Raw genomic sequence first — 17099 nt, forward strand, 5'->3', positions numbered from 1 at the left:
GGTCAAAATGAAACGAGCGAAACCTGTACTTAGCATCTCTACAAGCTCGATACAGGCTCTGTCGAAGTATACCCCTATGGCTCTGCCTCGGGGGTAGTTTGTTTCAAGAAATTCTTTATTTTTATACAATGATTAATTTAAATGATTACTTGTCGAATATCCCATTTTATGAATATATTGGAAGGTATGGTGTTCCATGGGAAATAACAACCAGATTGAAAGATATTGTTATGGAAATTATACCAAAGTTGGAAGCGGATTTTGAAGTTAAAAATGGGGTGGCAATACATCGGTCGGCCAAGGTGGAAAGAGGTGTTACGTTCAAGGGGCCTGTTATCGTCATGGATAACTGTCACATTGGAGCTCATGCCTATTTTAGGGAAGGCGTAATTTTAGGAGCTTCTGTTAAGATTGGTCCCTCATCGGAAATTAAAAGTAGTTTAATATGTTCAAAATCGGCTATTGCACATTTAAACTATATTGGGAATAGTATGGTTGGTAGCTATGTGAATTTTGAAGCAGGTTCTATTGCAGCAAATCATTATAACGAGCGAGAGGACAAACAAATTAAACTGATGCTTGAAGGCAATATAATAGAAACTGGGGTTCGCAAATTTGGATCGTTGGTTGGGGATGGCTCAAAAATAGGAGCTAATGCGGTTTTGTCTCCTGGAACGGTCTTAAAAAAAGGAACAGTGGTAAGGAGGCTGGAACTTATTGAGCAATGTAAATAATTAAATAAATTAGGCAAATGAAAAGTAAGCAACTAGTGGAAGAATGGTTTGATAAATGGCGTTCGGGTGATTTTATTATGTTGCCAGTTTCAGAAAATTTTAAGCATACCAGCCCTTTTGGAGTCATTGAAGGTAAAACTGCATATCTTGATTTGGTTAAAGAAAATAAAGATAAGTTTTTGGGTTATACTTTTGAAATCCACGATGGTATTTATGGTGTTAATAAGGCATGTGTACGGTATACAGCGAGACAAGGGCATGAGTTTAGCCTTGATGTTAGTGAGTGGTATTATATAAATAACGACCTTATTGAAGCCATTGTTTCTTACTACCATATAGGGGACATACGTGAGGAACGTAAGCTTAAAGGTTCTTAAGATATCGATATTTGATATGGGGTTGTTGCGAACGAAGCAATTGTTTTAGTGAAATTAAATCGGTAAAGTTCTTTAAATCTGAGCAACTCTTGCGTTTCTATAAAAAAGTGTGCAACGAAGTGTTTACTTTATTCTAGCATTGCTACTACTCTTGCCGGTGCTGCCGATGCTCCCACAATTTTAAGTGGGAAGACGGCTATTTTAAAGCCCGTTAATGGGAGTGCGTCCAGATTGACAAGTTGTTCCATATGGCAGTATTCTTTGTTCCTGCCCACTAAGTGTGCTTCCCAAAATAATTCGGAATTACCTGTTTCCTTGGCCTTTTTTAGCATATAGGGGAGTGGAAGGTCCCAGCCCCAGGCATCGATACCCATCACCTTAATGCCTTGGTCGATAAGCCATTCGGTGGCCTCTGCACTCATACCTGTACCTGTTTTGTGGAAGTCTTTGGTTCCGTTAAACTTATCCCTTCCTGTTTTAATGAGTACGATCATACCAGGCCGTATGCTTAGTTTGTTTGTTTCCAAAAATTTAATGATGTCCGATACTGTAATTGGGTCGAAATCTGCTTTGTGGGTCATGTCTATCACGATACCATCACCAAAACACCAGTCCAATGGCACCTCGTCAATGGTTTTTGCCTTTTTCCCGTTACAAGTTGGGGCATAGTGCCAAGGGGCATCGATATGTGTGGTAGCATGAACGCCCATTTTTTGAATGGTATCATCTGCCCAGCCTACAAAACCTTCGGGAAACAATTTAAAAGGCAAGCCTAATGCACGTATTAACCACTTTGCTTTGTGGTGGGGCTTGTGCTTTATTTTCACTTTCATAAACCAAGGGTCGGTTTTGTTATATTGGATGGGTTTTGATAAATCGATAATCTGCATTGGTAAATTGTTATAGGGTTAAAGGCTAGTGAATGTTTTTTTGATTATACATTAATCGACTCCATGGACTTTCATTTTTAGGGTATAAACAGAAGTGCGAGCAGTAATGAAAAGGGTATTTCTTTTTTTGCCTCCAAAACATACATTTGAAGGGCTTTCGGGGACTTCGATAGTTTCTATTAGCTTTCCCTTTGGGTTGTATACCCATATTTTACCACTTGTTAAGTAAATATTACCTTGGTGGTCTATGGTCATACCATCGCTGCCGTGTGGAGCAAAAAGGGTTTTGTTGGTAAGGCGACCGTCGCTTTGAATGTTGTATTGCCATATTTTGCCAGCTTCAATGTCGGCGACATACAGTGTTTTTCCATCTGGTGTGCCAATAATGCCATTGGGTTTTTTGTAGTCGTCTATAACCCGGATGATGTTTCCTTCTCGATCTAAATAATAAACGCCTTGGGTATCCTGAACTTGTTTATGGTCGTTGCTCCAATATTTTCGATGGTAATAGGGATCGGTGAAATAAATGCCTTGATTAGGTGTGATCCAAAGGTCGTTAGGGGCATTTAGGTGTAAGCCGTTAAATCCTTCATGCAGTAGAGTGCGTTCCTTGTTCATGTTAAACGAAACCAATTGGTTGTTCTCATCGGCGCAGGCAATAAGTTGACCTTTTGCATTAAAGTACATACCGTTAGATCTGCCTGTTCCTTCTAAGAAAAGGGATGTTTTGTTGTTTTGGTCCCAGATATGTATGCGGTCGTTAGGTTGATCGGTAAAATATACACGGCCGTCTTTGGCTATAGCCGGTCCCTCGGTAAAAAGAAAACCTGTTGCTGCTTTTTCGACCGTAGCATTTTTTGCAATGATTTTGCTTTTTTCCTGTTTGGAAACAGAAATTATTGTTGTAGAAACTAAGATGAGAGCGGTTAATGTATATGTTTTCATAAAAAAGTATGAAAAAGTAAAGAGGAGTTAATTATGTTGGTGGAATTTATGATAGTGTTCCTTGATTAGGTCTTTGCCAAAATCGCCATTAAAATCACGCCATACCGTGTGGATGTGGTTGGCGCTATTTTGTGTGTTGTCAAATTCAATTAAAAAGGTTTTTCCTTGTATTCTATAATAATGGGGCTTCTCGAGTGCAGTGCCTCCAGCCCAACCAAACTTAATGGCATTTGTTTCTTCTAGTTTTAGGGTATTCATTCTTTTTATGGCCAATTCTGTAGGCATGCTTGCTATGTATTCATTAATAAGTTGTAACAATAGCAGTTGTTGTGAGTTGCTTAAATCATGCATGTTGATCCCTACAGGTTCTAATGGTGTAATTTTTGAGGTATTGGATGTGACAATGTCTGGAAGTGCTTCTTCTTTAAAAATGGCCTTTTGCAATTGTTCATCCGACATGGAGTTAATGAGTTCTAGTCCCAGGTCTTCTTCTTTATGCAGTGTGCGCTCTCCTTTTCTTTTGCCTTTTTTGATAGTGGCAGGATTTGCTCCAAAAAATCGTGGTGTAAATGATATTTTGTTATCAAAGCAGGTAAAGTTAAGGGACAGGTGGTGGCCTTCAAAAGACCAGGCCCAAATAGTATCTTTTAAGGGGTTGCCGTAAAAGGCAGTATAATATTTTTTGGCATCACGAAAGGCATAATCGCCACTTAATTCTGCTAATACATTTTCTAGATCGATAATCTTCATGGTTTTTTTGTAACCTATTTCGCTTAAGTAAGTCTGCAATAAAATAAGTAATAAAGTATTTTGTTCAGGAGTTAATTCACTAAGAGGAACACCTTCTCTGGGCCACATGCTGGGTGGGAAAAAATGCCAAGATGTTTTAGTAGGGGCGTTAAAGTCAAGGATGATTTTGTTTTGTTGTTCTTCGCTCAACGCATTTATAAAGTCTGCTGCGGGATTTGAATCGTTGGCTTGAAGGGCATAAAATGAAAAAGGGAGGGCAAGGACAAGGATAACAAGGTATAATCTTTGCATTTTGTTGAGTTTTAAATGGCATGTTAGTTACCATTTCCAACTTAATTATTTTGTTTAAGCAAAAAAAGCGCAGTGTTTTATTTACTTTTTTTAAATCAAAAATGGTGTAAAAGTGCATTAAAGATAGTGCTATTTTTTGTCAATGACTATAGTATAGCAAAAAGAAACCCCGCCAGAGAACCTGACGGGGTTAAAAAATTTATTATTCAAGACTACTATTCTCCTAAGAACGGATATCTGTAATCTGTTGGTGTTACAAAGGTTTCTTTTATCATACGAGGTGACACCCAACGTAATAAGTTTTGGGCACTCCCAGCTTTATCGTTTGTTCCAGATGCTCTGGCACCACCAAAAGGTTGTTGTCCTACAACAGCTCCGGTTGGTTTGTCGTTAATGTAAAAGTTACCTGCGCAATTTTGTAAGGCTTTAGTAGCCTCGGTAATCGCATATCTGTCGGTTGCCAAAATAGCTCCTGTTAATGCATATTCACTGGTTTCGTCAACTAGCTTTAAAGTTTCGGAATAGGCATCGTCTTCATATACGTATATGGTAATTACGGGTCCAAATAACTCTGTACACATAGTTGTGTATTTTGGGTTGCTTGTTAAGATAACGGTTGGTTCAATAAAGTACCCTTTGCTTTTGTCGTATCCGCCTCCAATAATAATTTCGGCATCGGCATCGGCTTTAGCTTGGTCTATATATTTAGCAAGTTTATCGAAAGAACCTTCATGGATTACAGCTGTAAAGAAGTTGCTCATGTCTTCTGGAGATCCCATTTTAATGGAATTAACATCTTCGATAACATAGTTTTTTACATCTTCCCATAAGCTGGTTGGAATGTAGGCTCTGGATGCTGCGCTACATTTTTGACCTTGGAATTCGAAAGCTCCACGAACAATGGCAGTGGCCACTTGCTTTGCATTGGCCGTTTTGTGTGCAACGATGAAATCTTTACCTCCTGTCTCACCTACGATTCTTGGGTAGGTTTTGTAGTTATGGATGTTGTTTCCAATTTGTTTCCAAAGTTCTTTAAATACAAAAGTAGATCCGGTAAAGTGTAATCCAGAGAAATCGGGACTGCTAAGAACGGTTTCAGAAATCATTACGGGATCTCCAAAAACAACATTAATAACGCCTGCAGGAACACCTGCTTCTTTAAATACGTCCATAATCACTTTGGCAGAATATATTTGACTGTCACTAGGTTTCCAAACCACAACGTTGCCCATTAGAGCCATACATGCAGGTAAGTTACCAGCAATGGCAGTAAAGTTAAAAGGGGTTACGGCATAGGTGAATCCCTCAAGAGGTCTATACTCTATGCGGTTCCAGGCATCGCTTGTGCTTTCAGGTTGTTCATGATAAATATCGGTCATGAACTGTACGTTAAAGCGTAGGAAGTCAACCAATTCGCAAGCTGAGTCGATTTCTGCCTGGTGGATGGTTTTTGACTGAGCGATCATGGTAGCTGCATTTATTTTTGCTCTGTATGGACCTGCAACTAGCTCGGCTGCCTTTAAAAAGATAGCGGCACGTTGCTCCCATGGTGTTTGTGCCCATGCCTTTCTGGCTTCGAGGGCTGTGCTAATAGCAGCTTCAACAAGCGATTTGTCTGCCAAATGGTAGGTACCTACAATATGTTTATGATCGTGAGGTGGAGACATGGTACGGGTGTTGCCAGTGGTTACATCTTCACCATTAATGTACATTGGGACGTCGACTGAGCTATTAAACATGGTTTTATATGCTTCAAGAACCGCTTCGCGTTCTGGAGATCCTGGTACATATCCTTTAACAGGTTCGTTAATAGCTACGGGTACATTAAAAAATCCTTTTCCCATTATTTTATGTTTTTATAGAGTTATTAGTAAATAGGCTGCAAATTTACAAATTTAATGAGGATCGAACCTGTAATGTTTTCTTAAAAAATAGGGGAGGATTTAGTCAAAATAGTATGATGTTTCTTTATTTTTTGTAAGTTGGCAGTCTATTTTTGGACTATAAAATATATGTGTACAGTAACAATAATACCCAAAGGCAGCCATGATTTTGTGTTAACATCTAACCGTGATGAGGCACCGGATAGAATATCACTAGCACCAGAGATTTATAATATTGGCAATGCAAAGGCATTGTACCCAAAGGATGTTGTGTCTAATGGTACCTGGATCGGTTTGAGTGAAAGAAACCGCCTCGTATGTGTACTTAATGGAGGGTTTGAATATCATGAACGAAAAGCAAGTTATAGATTAAGTCGTGGTATCGTTGCTAAGGACATAATGGTTGCTGGGGACTTAAAGATGGCTGTTGATACTTATGATTTAAATGGAGTTGAGCCTTTTACCATGGTTATAGTGGATTGGGATACTGTCTTGAAATTCTATGAATTGGTTTGGGACGGCGAAATAAAGCACTTTAAGGATTTGCCTTTAGAGCCAGCAATTTGGTCTTCTTCTACATTGTATACAGCATTTATGAAAGCAGAGCGCTTGCATTGGTTTGAAACTTTCAAACAAAACAATAGCATGGATGCCTCCTCGCTTATGGAATTTCATAAAACAGCTGGGCAGGGTAATTTAGATTATGGTGTTGTAATGGATAGGGGGATTGTAAAAACTACGAGTATTACGCAAGTAGTAAAGCAAAAGGGGCGTGTTGAAATGCTTTATGAAGGTCTGGAAAATAATCTGGTGGTTACTAAAGAACTCAATCTTTCTGAAGTTGTTAATGACTAGTACTGGAATTATTTTAACGCTGGCATATCCGGAAACCATTGTGATGGTTTCGGAAGAATGGTTTTCTCCGTACTTGCGTTTTTTTGGTATTGGTAAAAAAGATTATGTGCGTGCAGGCCATGCTGCATTGGTCTTAATAGATAAATCTACGGGTGTTTTAGAGTATCACGATTTTGGGCGTTATATAACACCAGAACCTCATGGGCGTGTGAGGGGGCGTGATACGGATAATGAGCTGCACTTTCCCTTAGTGGCCAATATTAAGGACGATACAATTACTAATTTAGGGGATATTTTGGAATTTTTGGGCACGCATCCTAAGTTTACCCATGGCGAAGGAAAATTGGTCGCTTCGGTTTGTGATGCTGTAGATTATAAAAAAGCAAGAGCGCATATAAATAGGATGCAGGACAAACATTTTATAAGGTATGCGGCTTTTATTAAAGAAGCTTGTAATTGTGCGCGTTTTGTGACAGATACCTTGATTGCATCGGTTAGGGATAAAGCTATTAAGAAGAAATTGCAAAACTCTAAGTTATTTACGCCAAGCACTGTAGGTAATGTGTTGCTTGCTAATACAGGAGAGCAGGTCTTTGCGGTTTCTGAGAGTGGTGCGATTTCAGAGTTTACGGGCTCTCAAAAAAGTGAAAACCTGCGTTGTTTTTTAGACAGGCTGAAGGATCATAAGCCGAGTTTTGAAGGGACATTGTTCCCGCGTTTGGTGGAGGGGTTGCACGAAAAGGCGCAGTGGCTTTCTGGGATAGCTGCTGGCGCCTGGTTTGAGTTGTATCCAACCCATCAAGATGCGGTATATTATTTTAAGCGTATTTCGCCGTATGGTAATATAGATGTGTATGATAAGTATGTTGTAAATGATACACGTTTTGATTACTACCAAGCATTTGAGTTTGTACATTATTCAAACTGTAAGTTCTTTCATGTGAAACAACAGGAGACTGTTTATAAGTTTTATAGAAAAACAGACGATCTAGTTTAATGCAAATGGAGCACTAAGTTTAAATGTTGGTATGGTTACCTTAAATCTTTGGGTGGTGGTGAAGTTTACCATGTTGTAATGACCGTGCATGGCTCCAAATGGAGAGGTTAGTAGGCATCCCGAAGTATAGGTGTGTGATTCTCCAGGTTTAATAACCGGTTTCTTACCTACAACGCCCTCGCCGGAAACAATTTCTTTATTGTTTAAGGCATCTAATATATGCCATTTCCGGGTGTTGAGTTGTACGGAATCTTTACTTTGGTTTTCAATGGTAATTTTATAGCCAAAAGCGTAATGCATTTTATAATCTTTATAAAATGAGCCTTCAAAATTGGTTTCTACCGAAATTTTTATGCCTTTTGTTACTTGTTGAACCATGTTAACTATTGAAAAATCAATGTTTTTGCGCTACAAAAATAATAAATAAAGCATTGCTAACTGTAAAATTTACTATGTACGAACGAAAAAAGTAGTCGAATTGTCTTTTTTAAGGTTTTCTTAATTAAAGTACATAGTAGTTGTTAATTGGAAATGTTTACAGAACTACCAGATCCCAAACCAATGATTTTATCGTAGCGCGCACCAAGGTCGCGGTAGTAAACAATAACTTTGTAATCGTTTTCTGTTTGGTAAAAGTCGCCGCTTATGGCACCTTCGTCAATGGAACCATTTTCATTAACTACAATATATTTGTAATTGTAAAATCCTTGCTTTAAAAGCATTTGGTTTACTAGTATATCGTTATCTGGATCGTAATGGAGCTTTGTGCTTTCGTCTATGGCATAGTTGTTAAAATTGCCATAAACATGTACGGATTTGTTTAGGAACGATTCGTTTGCTTCCAATGCAAAGTGCATCCACACATAGTCGGCTTCAATATCTGGGTTGTCGGTTCCAATACTGGTGATGAGGTAATTGCCGTTAATGTCTGGATTATAGGTGTAAGGTTTATGAGCTCTAGGCGTGTTTATAAACAGGTAGTTGTGATAAATGTCTTTTAAGTCTATAGACTGTATTCCGGTATTGGCAGCTCTTACGTCTTTGTTTTCGAAAAACAAATATTCGTTGCCACCCCAAAAACTGGATTCTGTATCGTACTTGTAAATTAGTTTGTTTCCAATGGTGTATTGGGGCTTCAGGCTAGAGATAGCTGTGTTTAAGTTGTTGTTTTGGATCACTAAAGTTTTTACTGTTTGTTTGGGGTTGTTAAAGTGCATCGTATTGGATGCAATGGTGATATCTACCCGTTGTTTTTGTTCAATGAACTGAATGTCGCGTGTGCGTTTGATACTAACACCTACCAAAGCCTTGTCTTCGTAAATCATAAACTTTCTTGAGAACATAAGCTCATCATCATTGTTAAAAATGGAAAGCATGTAATTGCCCGAAACTTTTAAACGTTTGGTTTGGGCATTGGGAATGGTAAGTTGGTAGTGCGAGTACACTTGGTACGTGTTAAAGGAGTTTTCGTAATTCCTGATACGTTGATTGTCGAAACCATCCATAAATTCGGGTTTGGCCAAAGCAGAGGGGGTCCAGTCGAAATCGTAATGCTCAATTTTGTAATAATAATCACTTTCGTCGCCGTTTAGAGCATCGAATTCCAAAACCAGATAATCGCCAAGTTTTAATAAGGGTAATTGACTTTCTGGTGTGTCTCCTCTAAAATTAATGGTTTTTATATAAGCAGGAGGGTTGACCTCTTTTACTTGGCAAAAAAACAATATTGGAACAAAGAAAAAGGTTAAAAAAATAGAGGACTTAAATATCATGATTTGTTACGGGTATTTTTGTAAATATAAGCAAAATTAATACCTAACGTAAAAGTTCTTGTTAAGTACATAAAATTATACATAATTTATTATGAAAACTGCATTATAAATTTGTACTTTTGCAGCGATTTTTAGACAACTAATTTCAATAAAAAAAATATGTCAAACGACATTCGCATTAAAAAAGGTCTAGACATTAAACTTAAAGGTGAAGCTGAACAATCCTTGGAAAAGGCCACAGTAAGTAACTTTTATACTTTAAGACCTGAAGATTTCCACGGCGTTATACCTAAATTAATTTCTAAAGTTGGAACTAAAGTGAAAGCAGGTGAGCCTGTGTTTTATGATAAATCCAATGAAGCTGTAAAGTTTGTGTCTCCGGTTTCTGGAGAGATTTTAGAAATCACTCGTGGTGAAAAAAGAAAGATATTAGCCATTAAAATTCAGGCTGATAAAGAACAAACGTACCAAGATAATGGTGTGTTTAATGTGGATAGTGAAACACCAGAGGCTACTAAAAACCATTTGTTAGCTTCGGGATGTTGGCCATTTATTAAACAGCGCCCGTATGATGTTATTGCAAATCCAGACAAGTCGCCAAAAGCTATTTTTATCTCTGGATACGCTAGTGCTCCTTTGGCAGCCGATTACGATTTTACTTTAAAAGGTAAGGAAGCTGAGTTGCAGGCAGCTGTTACAGCTTTAGGAAAACTTACCGAAGGCAAGGTACATGTTTCAATAGGCAAAGCCAGTACAGATTCGCCATTGGCAGGTTTGACGGGAGTTACTCTTCATAAAGTTTCAGGGCCTCATCCTTCGGGGAATGTAGGGACACAGATTAATAAAATTGATCCTGTAAACAAAGGTGAAGTTGTATGGACGGTTAGTCCTCAGGATTTAGTAATAATAGGTGAACTTTTGTTAACAGGGAAGTTTAATGCTGAGCGTATAGTCGCTTTGGTTGGATCTTTAGTTGAAAAGCCTAGATATTTTGTGACAAAGCTTGGAAGTGAAGTCGCTACTATGATTTACGACAAAGGTTTGGCTGAAGGTGCCCATGCCAGAATTATCTCTGGAAATGTATTGAGTGGAAAACGCGTTCGTCCTGATGGGTATTTAGATTATTACAGCAATGTTATTTCTATACTGCCAGAAGGAGACGATTACGAGCTTTTTGGTTGGAACAAACCTGTATTCAATAAGATATCTACGTCAAGAGCCTTAACTTTTTCTTGGTTAAACCCAAATAAAGAGTACGATTTAAATACCAATACAAATGGAGAACATCGTGCTTTTGTTACAACAGGAACCTATGAAGAAGTATTTCCTCTAGATATTTATCCTATGCAAATATTAAAAGCGTGTATGTATAAGGATTTAGATGAAATGGAAGCTTTGGGAATGTATGAAGTTGCTCCTGAGGATTTCGCTTTAACAGAATTTGTTTGTGTGTCTAAACAACCGCATCAAAAAATTATTAGAGAAGGTCTTGACTTAATGCTTAAAGAGATAGGATAATGAGTTTAAAAAATAAATTACATATATTAAAAAGAAAGTATAGAAGCTCTAAAATGGCTCCTGCCTTTAATGCGCTTCATACCTTTTTGTATTTGCCGGACGAGACGACCCACGGAGGTACTCATATTAAAGCGGCCGATGATTTAAAACGTACTATGAATACGGTTATTATGGCCATGGTGCCGTGTTTGATTTTTGGTATGTTTAATGCAGGTTACCAACACAACATAGCTTTTGGAGAAATTCAAGCTGTGACTGCAGGATTTTTTAGCCCAGAATTTTGGACTTTAGATAACTTTTTAATTGGTTTTTGGAAGATATTACCATTGGTTATCGTGTCTTATGGTGTAGGTTTGGGTATTGAGTTCTTGTTTGCGATTATTAAGAAGCACGAGGTTGAAGAAGGGTATCTGGTAACAGGTATGTTAGTGCCACTTATTGTACCTGTAGATATTCCATTATGGATGTTGGCAGTAGCAGTAGCTTTTGGTGTCGTAATAGGAAAAGAAGTGTTTGGTGGTACTGGGATGAATATTTTAAACCCTGCCCTAACCATAAGAGCCTTTTTGTTTTTTGCTTACCCAACTTGGATGAGTGGTGATAAAGTATGGGTTGAAGGTGCGGTAAAAAGAACGCAAGAGATTGCAGCCGGAGCTAATTTGGATGCCATTTCAGGAGAAACTATTTTGGGAAGCTTGGCGCAAGGAAAAGCAGCTGGTTATAGTGTAATGGATATGTTCTTGGGCTTCATTCCTGGATCGGTAGGGGAAACGTCTACCTTGTTAATTTTATTAGGAGGGTTGTTCTTGGTTTTTGCTAAAATTGGAAGTTGGAGAATTATGTTGTCGTCTGTATTGGGAGCAATTGTAATGGGCTTAATCTTTAATCAGGTTGTAGCCAGTGGATGGATAACAGAATCAAGTAAGTTTTACGGTTTAATGAGCACTACTTGGTGGCATCATTTATTAATTGGAGGCTTTGCTTTTGGTACGGTGTTTATGGCTACCGATCCTGTTACAGCTTCACAAACCAATAAAGGTAAGTGGATATATGGTTTCTTGGTAGGATTTATTTCTATAATGATTCGTGTCTTCAACCCAGCATATCCTGAAGGTGTGATGTTGGCGATTCTGTTAATGAACGTATTTGCACCAACGATCGACCATTATGTGGTTCAAGGCAATGTCAAGAAGAGAAAGAAACGTCTTAAAGTAAAAACGGCTTAACGATGGAAAAGAGAACGGATAAAAATTCATATACAATTATATTCGCCATAGGAATGGTGCTTTTGGTAGGTGCATTATTAGCTTTTGCTGCCGAATCATTAAAGCCAAGAATTAACGAAAATAAGCGTTTAGAGAAGCAACAAAATATTTTGTATGCAATGGGTATTAATGAAAATGATGGCAGTAGTGCAACATTCATTTCAACCGATAAAGCACCGGAAGCCTTTGCAAAATATATAACAAAGCAATTGATTATAGAGAACGGAAAGGTTTCGGAAGACGACCAAGCGTATTTAATAGATGTTAAAAAAGAGCAGGCCAATGCCAAAGCTGGTAAAACAAGGAGACTGCCTTTGTTTATTGGAGAAAAGGATGGGGCTACCTATTATATAGCGCCTATTAGAGGTAAAGGGCTTTGGGATGCTATTTGGGGTTATGTTGCTATGGATGCCAATATGGTAGTTCAAGGCGCTTATTTTGACCATAAGGGAGAAACCCCTGGTTTAGGGGCAAATATTAAAGAGCGTTTCTTTATGGACGATTTTATTGGTGAGCATTTATTGGATGCCTCGGGTAATTTTAAGGGTATTACTGTAGCAAAGGGTAACGCCGATCCAAAGAACGACGATAAAACTGATAATGAAATAGATGCTATTGCCGGAGCGACTATTACGGGTGATGGTGTAACAGCAATGATTAAAAGTGATTTAAAGCTTTATAAGTCATATTTCGAAACTTTAAAAAACTAGCATTTTATGGGACTTTTATCAAAAAAAGACAGCAAGTTAATATTAGATCCATTAGCAGATAATAACCCAATTACCATTCAGGTATTAGGTATTTGTTCGGCCTTGGCAATTACGGCTGAATTAAAAGCATCGATTGTGATGTCCATTTCTGTATTGTTTGTATTAGGATTGGGTAATGTCGTTATCTCATTAATGCGAAACATTATACCTTCTAAGATCAGGATTATTGTACAGCTTGTAGTGGTTGCTACCTTGGTTATTATAGTAGATTTGGTGCTAAAGGCATTCTCGTATGAATTAAGTAAAACCTTATCGGTATTCGTAGGCTTAATTATTACCAACTGTATTATCATGGGACGTTTTGAAGCTTTTGCTTTGGGGAATGGTCCTTGGCGTTCGTTTCTAGATGGTGTAGGTAATGCAGCAGGTTACGGTATTATTTTGGTTATTGTTGGTTTTTTTAGGGAGTTATTGGGTTCGGGAACCTTATTAGGTTTCAAGGTGCTTGGTGATCCTATCGAAAAAACAGGTCTGTATGCTATAGGTTATGAAAATAATGGGTTTATGTTATTGTCTCCTATGGCATTAATCGTGGTTGGTATTATCATTTGGGTACAACGAACTAAAAATAAAGCATTAGTAGAAGATCATTAATCAGTATGCAGTTTACAGTTGCAGTATGCAGAAGTTACTGTTAACTGGGACTGAGACTGAAAACTATAAAAGAATATGGAACATATAGAATTATTTTTCAAATCAATATTTATAGATAACATGGTATTTGCCACGTTCCTTGGAATGTGTTCTTACCTTGCAGTATCTAAAAAAGTAAGCACAGCAGTTGGTTTAGGTGCGGCTGTTATTTTTGTATTGGCTATTACGGTGCCTTTAAACTGGTTACTGGATCAGTACTTATTACAACCAGGAGCGCTAAAATGGTTGGGTGCTGAATATGTAGACTACGACCTAAGCTTCTTGTCTTTTATTATGTTTATTGCTACCATTGCTACTATGGTACAATTGGTAGAGATAGTGGTAGAGAAGTTTTCACCATCTTTATATAACTCACTTGGTATTTTCTTGCCACTTATTGCCGTAAACTGTGCGATCTTAGGAGGATCGTTATTTATGCAGTCTCGTGAGATTCCTACATTAGGTTTGGCGACCGTTTATGGAGTAGGCTCGGGTATTGGTTGGTTTTTAGCCATCTTGGCAATTGCAGCTATTCGTGAAAAGATTAGGTACTCAAACGTGCCACCTGCATTAAGAGGTTTAGGGATTACATTTATTATCACAGGTTTAATGGCGATTGGGTTTATGAGTTTTGGAGGTATGTTAACCGGAGGTGACGAAGAAGCTAAGAGTGAAACAAAAACAGCTGTTGTAGTTGATGAAAAGGAGGAAGAAGCAATAGCTTCTAATGTGTCAGCAACAGAAGGAGAAGAAGAGAAAGTGTTAGCTAACAACATAAAAGTAAATGAGTAATATGATTTTAGCCGCAAGTACATTAGGAACAATAATCGCAACAGTAATCGCTTTTTTAATCATTACGCTTTTATTGGTAGCATTACTATTAGTTGTTAAACAAAAATTGTCGCCATCTGGTCCCGTTAAGATTACCATTAATGGTGAACGAGAAATTGAGGTGGGATCTGGAGATAGTTTATTATCTACTTTGGGAGGCCAAAAAATATTTTTGCCATCAGCATGTGGTGGAGGTGGAACATGTATTCAATGTGAATGTCATGTTTTATCAGGGGGTGGTGAAGCACTTCCAACAGAAACGCCACACTTTACGCGTAAAGAATTACAGCACGGAGCACGTTTAGCATGTCAGGTAAAAGTAAAGCAGGACATGAACATTACCATTCCAGAGGAAGTGTTTGGTATTAAAAAATGGGAAGCGACTGTTGTGCGTAACTATAATGTAGCTTCTTTTATTAAGGAGTTTGTTGTTGAGATACCTGAAGACATGAATTATAAAGCAGGTGGGTATATTCAAATTGAAATTCCACAATGCGAAATTAAGTATTCTGATATTGATATAACAGCACATCCAGAGGAGCATGAAACACCAGATAAATTCCAAGCGGAATGGGATAAGTTTGGTCTTTGGCCCTTAGTGATGAAAAATGATGAAACTGTGGAGCGTGCTTATTCCATGGCTTCATATCCTGCTGAAGGGCGCGAGATCATGTTAAATGTTCGTATTGCTACGCCACCATGGGATCGTGCTAAGAATGGTTGGATGGATGTAAATCCTGGGATTGCATCGTCTTACATTTTCTCTAGAAAACCAGGAGATAAAGTAGTGATATCTGGTCCTTATGGTGAGTTCTTTATTAATGAGTCTGAATCTGAAATGCTTTATGTAGGTGGTGGGGCTGGTATGGCACCGATGCGTTCGCATTTATATCACTTGTTTAAAACATTAAAGACAGGACGTAAAGTTACGTATTGGTACGGTGGACGTTCTAAACGTGAGTTGTTCTATTTAGATCACTTTTACGAATTAGAAAGAGAGTTCCCTAACTTTAGATTCTTCTTGGCATTATCTGAGCCTTTACCAGAAGACAACTGGAAGGTTAAGGAAGATATTGATGCGCCAGGTGATGGGTTTGTAGGTTTTATTCACAACTGTGTGATTGATAATTACCTTAGCAAGCACGATGCGCCAGAAGATATTGAATTGTATTTCTGTGGGCCACCGTTAATGAACAAAGCAGTTCAGAAAATGGGAGAAGATTTTGGTATCCCAGATGAGCATATTAGATTTGATGACTTTGGAGGATAGGTGGTATTCTGTTTAAGAATACTTTCTAAATCTAAAGTGCAATCTAGAAATTTTAATAAAACAGCCCCCAATGCATATGCATTGGGGGCTGTTTATTGTTAAGGCTACATTTATTATTGCATTTGTGGAGGTAACGCAGCAGGAACAGTATTATTTACTGGTGGGATACTTTTAAGATAAGCAAATATAGCTTTTAAGTCTTCGTCGGGAAGATTGCGATAAGACTCCCATGGCATAGGGGGTAATAAAGGCCTGCTGCCTTCAATGCCCTTATAGAGTCCTTTTTTTATGGCGGTTAAAAACTGATCTTCGCTCCATGTGCCAATGCCACTATCGTCTGGTGTTAGGTTGGCAGCAAATGAAGTGCCCCAAGGCCCTTTAACAGCAGTTAGCCCCATTGTAAACAAAATATACGATTGTGCTGTTTTGGGATCATATTCTGCTAATTCTTCATCCGCTGGATGTCCAGAGAGTAATAAATCGGTATTAAGTGCTATGCCATGTTCTGTGAATTTTTTTGGTGTATGGCAATCATGGCACCCTATGGCGTTTACCAATTGCTCTCCCCGTTTTATTGGGTCGGGAGTAACTTCTTCAATAGTTTCGTAGTTTTCGGCTTCCTTTTTTTCTTTGTTGGTCGAATTACATGCATACATAGTAATGCATAGCACAGCAAAGGTTGCTGCGACAAAATAGTTGGTTTTCATAAGTTAGTGTTTAAATATCTTACTTATAAAGATAATAATTCTTTTGTTATGTGGTGCTAAAATATTGTTGTAGAGTGTTTTGTCTTTTTGAATGGGTTTTAAAAAGTTTGGTGTAATCCATTACATTTGAGATGCCATCAAGCTTGCATAGGTAAGCAATAACAGCACATAGCCCTTTAAAAAGTAAATCTTTATCTTCTGGATGTGTGGGACGTGTGCCCCTGTAATGAAGGGGTAAGGAGTAACCACAAGCTTTGAGGAAAATAGCTTCTATGTGTAGCAGTTCTTGCGGGGTATAACCATTGAATTTACGCCCCAAGTTTTGGTTTACTATGCCTACATAGTTAAGTTTTAGGCTACCGTGCCTATCCGATAAGTATTTCCAAGATTCGGTATTGTCCAAAATATTGCCTACAGCACATTGTTTACAACATTCTGGATTTAATTTGTTGCTATGAAATGCTACATATAGTTTTTGTACTGCTTGTTCTAAACGGATTGAAGTTTTCATAAGTGTATGATTTATGCGATAATCTTGATTTTAAATGCTCCAAGGTTTGCCTCGATACGAAAACAATTTCCATGATAAATATCTATTGTACTCATTTTGA

Annotated in this window: 18 protein-coding genes; 10 read left to right on the forward strand and 8 right to left on the reverse strand. The window is 38.0% G+C overall.

The window, feature by feature from the left end; genetic code table 11:
- Positions 1 to 128 precede the first annotated feature (128 nt).
- Complete coding sequence (locus ABD792_RS14480; protein WP_345006988.1) at positions 129 to 734, forward strand: DapH/DapD/GlmU-related protein; 606 nt, start codon at positions 129 to 131, stop codon at positions 732 to 734.
- Positions 735 to 751: 17 nt separating this feature from the next.
- Entirely contained in the window at positions 752 to 1111 is a 360-nt protein-coding gene (locus ABD792_RS14485) for a nuclear transport factor 2 family protein (RefSeq protein WP_345006990.1), read from the forward strand.
- A gap of 128 nt (positions 1112 to 1239) precedes the next feature.
- On the opposite strand, the gene ABD792_RS14490 is transcribed toward ABD792_RS14485, so the two are convergent.
- The 4 genes from ABD792_RS14490 to pruA all read right to left on the reverse strand — a co-directional run bounded on the left by ABD792_RS14490 (position 1240) and on the right by pruA (position 5831).
- Positions 1240 to 2001: a cyclase family protein gene (locus ABD792_RS14490; RefSeq protein WP_345006991.1), complete on the reverse strand. Its 762-nt coding sequence runs from the start codon at positions 1999 to 2001 to the stop codon at positions 1240 to 1242.
- 51 nt (positions 2002 to 2052) lie between these two features.
- Positions 2053 to 2946 (reverse strand): SMP-30/gluconolactonase/LRE family protein, encoded by an 894-nt coding sequence (locus ABD792_RS14495; RefSeq protein ID WP_345006992.1) that lies wholly within the window; start codon positions 2944 to 2946, stop codon positions 2053 to 2055.
- A gap of 27 nt (positions 2947 to 2973) precedes the next feature.
- The gene (locus ABD792_RS14500) at positions 2974 to 3987 is read right to left on the reverse strand and encodes a DUF3500 domain-containing protein (protein WP_345006993.1); all 1014 of its coding nucleotides are present in this window, start codon (positions 3985 to 3987) and stop codon (positions 2974 to 2976) included.
- Between the two features lie 215 nt (positions 3988 to 4202).
- Positions 4203 to 5831, reverse strand: a complete 1629-nt coding sequence (pruA, locus tag ABD792_RS14505) for an L-glutamate gamma-semialdehyde dehydrogenase (RefSeq protein WP_345006994.1) — start codon at positions 5829 to 5831, stop codon at positions 4203 to 4205.
- A 168-nt stretch (positions 5832 to 5999) separates the two neighbouring features.
- Here pruA and ABD792_RS14510 point away from each other — a divergent pair, with 168 nt between their 5' ends.
- Together ABD792_RS14510 and ABD792_RS14515 are read left to right on the forward strand one after the other, a co-directional pair.
- Positions 6000 to 6725 (forward strand): NRDE family protein, encoded by a 726-nt coding sequence (locus tag ABD792_RS14510; RefSeq protein WP_345006995.1) that lies wholly within the window; start codon positions 6000 to 6002, stop codon positions 6723 to 6725.
- Positions 6718 to 7722: a DUF6695 family protein gene (locus ABD792_RS14515; RefSeq protein WP_345006996.1), complete on the forward strand. Its 1005-nt coding sequence runs from the start codon at positions 6718 to 6720 to the stop codon at positions 7720 to 7722. Before ABD792_RS14510 ends, ABD792_RS14515 begins: the two co-directional genes overlap by 8 nt.
- On the opposite strand, the gene apaG is transcribed toward ABD792_RS14515, so the two are convergent.
- Both apaG and ABD792_RS14525 read right to left on the reverse strand, forming a co-directional pair.
- Positions 7714 to 8100, reverse strand: coding sequence for a Co2+/Mg2+ efflux protein ApaG (apaG, locus tag ABD792_RS14520; protein WP_199111930.1), 387 nt, complete (start codon positions 8098 to 8100; stop codon positions 7714 to 7716). The two genes, ABD792_RS14515 and apaG, sit on opposite strands and share 9 nt — an antisense overlap.
- 143 nt (positions 8101 to 8243) lie before the next feature.
- Positions 8244 to 9494, reverse strand: a complete 1251-nt coding sequence (locus tag ABD792_RS14525; protein WP_345006998.1) for a type IX secretion system plug protein — start codon at positions 9492 to 9494, stop codon at positions 8244 to 8246.
- 159 nt (positions 9495 to 9653) lie between these two features.
- On the opposite strand from ABD792_RS14525, the gene ABD792_RS14530 reads away from it, so the two are divergent.
- The 6 genes from ABD792_RS14530 to nqrF all read left to right on the forward strand — a co-directional run bounded on the left by ABD792_RS14530 (position 9654) and on the right by nqrF (position 15781).
- The gene (locus tag ABD792_RS14530) at positions 9654 to 11012 is read left to right on the forward strand and encodes a Na(+)-translocating NADH-quinone reductase subunit A (RefSeq protein ID WP_345006999.1); all 1359 of its coding nucleotides are present in this window, start codon (positions 9654 to 9656) and stop codon (positions 11010 to 11012) included.
- Entirely contained in the window at positions 11012 to 12238 is a 1227-nt protein-coding gene (locus ABD792_RS14535) for an NADH:ubiquinone reductase (Na(+)-transporting) subunit B (RefSeq protein ID WP_345007001.1), read from the forward strand. The genes ABD792_RS14530 and ABD792_RS14535 overlap by 1 nt, the downstream gene beginning before the upstream one ends.
- 2 nt (positions 12239 to 12240) lie before the next feature.
- Positions 12241 to 12987, forward strand: a complete 747-nt coding sequence (locus tag ABD792_RS14540; protein WP_345007002.1) for a Na(+)-translocating NADH-quinone reductase subunit C — start codon at positions 12241 to 12243, stop codon at positions 12985 to 12987.
- Between the two features lie 6 nt (positions 12988 to 12993).
- Entirely contained in the window at positions 12994 to 13641 is a 648-nt protein-coding gene (locus tag ABD792_RS14545; RefSeq protein WP_345007003.1) for an NADH:ubiquinone reductase (Na(+)-transporting) subunit D, read from the forward strand.
- Between the two features lie 75 nt (positions 13642 to 13716).
- A complete protein-coding gene (gene nqrE, locus ABD792_RS14550; RefSeq protein WP_345007004.1) occupies positions 13717 to 14472 on the forward strand; it encodes an NADH:ubiquinone reductase (Na(+)-transporting) subunit E in 756 nt (251 codons plus the stop codon).
- 1 nt (position 14473) lies between these two features.
- Positions 14474 to 15781: an NADH:ubiquinone reductase (Na(+)-transporting) subunit F gene (gene nqrF / locus ABD792_RS14555; RefSeq protein ID WP_345007116.1), complete on the forward strand. Its 1308-nt coding sequence runs from the start codon at positions 14474 to 14476 to the stop codon at positions 15779 to 15781.
- A gap of 113 nt (positions 15782 to 15894) precedes the next feature.
- Here nqrF and ABD792_RS14560 read toward each other — a convergent pair whose 3' ends face one another.
- Together ABD792_RS14560 and ABD792_RS14565 are read right to left on the reverse strand one after the other, a co-directional pair.
- A complete protein-coding gene (locus tag ABD792_RS14560) occupies positions 15895 to 16488 on the reverse strand; it encodes a c-type cytochrome (protein ID WP_345007005.1) in 594 nt (197 codons plus the stop codon).
- A gap of 46 nt (positions 16489 to 16534) precedes the next feature.
- Entirely contained in the window at positions 16535 to 16999 is a 465-nt protein-coding gene (locus ABD792_RS14565; RefSeq protein WP_345007007.1) for a Na(+)-translocating NADH-quinone reductase subunit F, read from the reverse strand.
- Positions 17000 to 17099 lie beyond the last annotated feature (100 nt).

This window comes from Snuella lapsa, assembly GCF_039539345.1.
In the GTDB taxonomy this organism is placed as follows: Bacteria; Bacteroidota; Bacteroidia; order Flavobacteriales; family Flavobacteriaceae; genus Snuella; species Snuella lapsa.

Coding starts and splice junctions, on each gene's coding strand:
- ABD792_RS14480 (WP_345006988.1), top strand. CDS start 129: ATGATTAATTTAAATGATTACTTGTCGAATATCCCATTTTATGAATAT.
- ABD792_RS14485 (WP_345006990.1), top strand. CDS start 752: ATGAAAAGTAAGCAACTAGTGGAAGAATGGTTTGATAAATGGCGTTCG.
- ABD792_RS14490 (WP_345006991.1), bottom strand. CDS start 2,001: ATGCAGATTATCGATTTATCAAAACCCATCCAATATAACAAAACCGAC.
- ABD792_RS14495 (WP_345006992.1), bottom strand. CDS start 2,946: ATGAAAACATATACATTAACCGCTCTCATCTTAGTTTCTACAACAATA.
- ABD792_RS14500 (WP_345006993.1), bottom strand. CDS start 3,987: ATGCAAAGATTATACCTTGTTATCCTTGTCCTTGCCCTCCCTTTTTCA.
- pruA (WP_345006994.1), bottom strand. CDS start 5,831: ATGGGAAAAGGATTTTTTAATGTACCCGTAGCTATTAACGAACCTGTT.
- ABD792_RS14510 (WP_345006995.1), top strand. CDS start 6,000: ATGTGTACAGTAACAATAATACCCAAAGGCAGCCATGATTTTGTGTTA.
- ABD792_RS14515 (WP_345006996.1), top strand. CDS start 6,718: ATGACTAGTACTGGAATTATTTTAACGCTGGCATATCCGGAAACCATT.
- apaG (WP_199111930.1), bottom strand. CDS start 8,100: ATGGTTCAACAAGTAACAAAAGGCATAAAAATTTCGGTAGAAACCAAT.
- ABD792_RS14525 (WP_345006998.1), bottom strand. CDS start 9,494: ATGATATTTAAGTCCTCTATTTTTTTAACCTTTTTCTTTGTTCCAATA.
- ABD792_RS14530 (WP_345006999.1), top strand. CDS start 9,654: ATGTCAAACGACATTCGCATTAAAAAAGGTCTAGACATTAAACTTAAA.
- ABD792_RS14535 (WP_345007001.1), top strand. CDS start 11,012: ATGAGTTTAAAAAATAAATTACATATATTAAAAAGAAAGTATAGAAGC.
- ABD792_RS14540 (WP_345007002.1), top strand. CDS start 12,241: ATGGAAAAGAGAACGGATAAAAATTCATATACAATTATATTCGCCATA.
- ABD792_RS14545 (WP_345007003.1), top strand. CDS start 12,994: ATGGGACTTTTATCAAAAAAAGACAGCAAGTTAATATTAGATCCATTA.
- nqrE (WP_345007004.1), top strand. CDS start 13,717: ATGGAACATATAGAATTATTTTTCAAATCAATATTTATAGATAACATG.
- nqrF (WP_345007116.1), top strand. CDS start 14,474: ATGATTTTAGCCGCAAGTACATTAGGAACAATAATCGCAACAGTAATC.
- ABD792_RS14560 (WP_345007005.1), bottom strand. CDS start 16,488: ATGAAAACCAACTATTTTGTCGCAGCAACCTTTGCTGTGCTATGCATT.
- ABD792_RS14565 (WP_345007007.1), bottom strand. CDS start 16,999: ATGAAAACTTCAATCCGTTTAGAACAAGCAGTACAAAAACTATATGTA.